The sequence below is a fragment of the Pseudomonas agronomica genome, from assembly GCF_025917275.1.
In the GTDB taxonomy this organism is placed as follows: domain Bacteria; phylum Pseudomonadota; class Gammaproteobacteria; order Pseudomonadales; family Pseudomonadaceae; genus Aquipseudomonas; species Aquipseudomonas agronomica.
Map to the genome: position 1 here is coordinate 1 of NZ_JAOSHO010000656.1, position 2,355 is coordinate 2,355.

The 2,355-nt window shown below is 63.0% G+C and carries 1 protein-coding gene; it reads right to left on the reverse strand.

All coding sequences use genetic code 11. The features are described from left to right. Nucleotides 1-33 precede the first annotated feature (33 nt). Nucleotides 34-2,355 (reverse strand): penicillin acylase family protein (locus OC610_RS25835; protein WP_264431864.1); only part of this gene is annotated, 2,322 nt, incomplete at its 5' end.

Below are 2,355 nucleotides of genomic sequence, written 5' to 3' on the forward strand. Positions count from 1 at the left end.
GCAAGCTCCCTCGCCACGGTGATCTGCGTCGGCTTACTTGCCCGGCACCAACGTCAACCTTGTCTTGCCATACGCCCGGTCGAAGTTCTGCGGTTGCAACGGCACGCTCTGGTATTGCGCCTTGATCCACGGATCAACTCCGTTCAGGTAGCTCGGGCTGGCCGGGTTGCCCGACTGACCTGCGCCGCCCTGGAGGGTCAATGGTTCGGGTTGGCTGAAGTCAACGACAAAACGCGTGCCCGGCGCCACGGTCGTGTTGAAGTCCTGGCCCCAGGCGAACGCGGCGGTGTTGAGCGTGGTGGCGTCTCCACCAGCCGCCAGCGGGCCACGTACGACCTGGCCGCTGGGATTTTTCCACTCATAACGATGCAGTTTGCCCCACTGCCAGGCTGTGTGATCGCCGCCCAACTGGCTTTCGCCAGCGCTGATGGTCGCCGCCAGGCTACGGGCCAGGATTACCGCCTTGTCTTCTTTCTGCGGCGTGCGGACGTCGTCCCAGAATGGGCTGTCCTCGCGACCGAGCAGATGGTCGGCCTGTGCCGAGTAGGACAATTGGCCGTTGGCAACCAGCGCTTTCCACGCCGGGCTGCTTTCTGGGCCCAATTCGTCGAGGAAGATCTGCTTCATGCTTTCTTGCAGGAACAGCTCATAGATTGCCGCGTCGGTGGACACTGGACTGAGCCTGCCGTCGAACGCCATCAGGCGCGTGTGCGCCTCGCGAGCCTTGGCCCGGTCCGCCACCGGCAGGGCTTCGATCGCCTGTTTCAGCGGCTGGGCCATGCCCGGGGCTTCGAAGACTTTCTTGAGTTTGGCCGCGAAGGTCGTGGTCTGGTCATATTGCATGGCGCTCAAGCTGCGAGCGTCGTGCTTGCCCGCGCCGGCCAGTTCGGCGAGGCGCTCGCCACGCTCCGGCGCTGCCCAGGAGTTGGATAGCTGCATGCCATAGCCATGGGGAATGACGCGCTGGTTGGCGGTGCCGAGCCAGCCCTGGGCCGGATCCTGGTCGTACGGGTGCAACATCGGGTCGGCATAGCCGTCCCAATCGTAGCGACCGTCCCAACCCGGCGACGGCAGCAGGCCTTCGCCTTCGCGACGGTTCGGATAGCGGCCGGTGACTTGCCAGCCGATGTTGCGCGCGTCGGCAAATACCATGCTCACCGCCAGGGCGCGAATTTCCCGGCTGGCATCCGAGGCTTTCTCGACATTTTTCGAGCGCGACAGATCAAAGAACGCGTCCAGGGTCTTGTCATCGGTGAAACTCGGCAACTGCAAGGCCATCCCCAGGCCGTTGGCCATGGCCGGCCCCTGGGCGCTGTTGAGCAGGGGACCGTGGCGGGTTTCATACACGGCTTCGCGGATAGACCGTTGACCCTTGATGAAATAGGTTTCGTTGCGCACGGTCGCCGGCTGCCATTTTCCATTCACTTCGTAGGACAGGCCGTTACCTTGGCGTCGGATTTTTTCCAGGAACAGGTCCTGATTGTCACCGAGCACACTGCTCATGCTCCACGCCACGTTACCGTTGAAGCCCGCCAGGATGAGCGGAATGCCGGCTACGGAAAGTCCGGCCGCCTGATACTTGGGCGCGCGGATCTGCACCGGGCTCCAGAGCGACGGCACGCCCAGCGGACCCTGGCTGTCACTGGCCAACAGGCTTTTGCCATTGCGACTGCGTTGTGGGGCAATGGCCCAATTGCTTGAAAACGCCGAGCCCATCAGATTCAGATCGGCCAGTTGGGCGCCAGCCTTGCTGATTTCATTCAGGCCGGGAACCTGGCCATTGAGCCGGACGCCCTGCAGCTTTTCGCCTTCCGCCAGCGGCAGGGGCTCATCCGGGTAGGACGGGCTCAGCCAGGCCAGTTTGTCGTTGGTCACCGTCTGGGCCAGCACCAAGGTCGCGATTTCTTCCGGCAGGTTGGCCGATTGGCTGAAATTCAACAGGCAGAACAGCAACGCCGAGTCTTCCGGTTTCCAGTATTCCGGCTTGTAGCCAGTGGCAGCCAGGTCCGACGGCAACTTGTCGCGGTAGCGGAACAGGTAGGCGTTGACGCCCCGTGCATAGACTTCAAAGAAGCGCTTGATGCGCGGCGACGATGCCTTGTACAGCTCGTCGGCGCTTTTTTTCAGGTTCACCGCGCGCATGTAGCGGTCGATGTCCAGCCGTTCGGCACCGGACATTTCCGCCAATCGGCCCTGGGCGAGCAGGCGCAGGGTGGCCATCTGCGTGATCCGGTCGCTGGCATGGACATAGCCGAGGGCGAACAGGGCGTCGTGGAAGCTATTGCTCTCGATCAGCGGCATGCCTGTGGCGTTGCGCCGAACCGAGACATTTTGCGCCAGCCCCTTGAGCGGTTG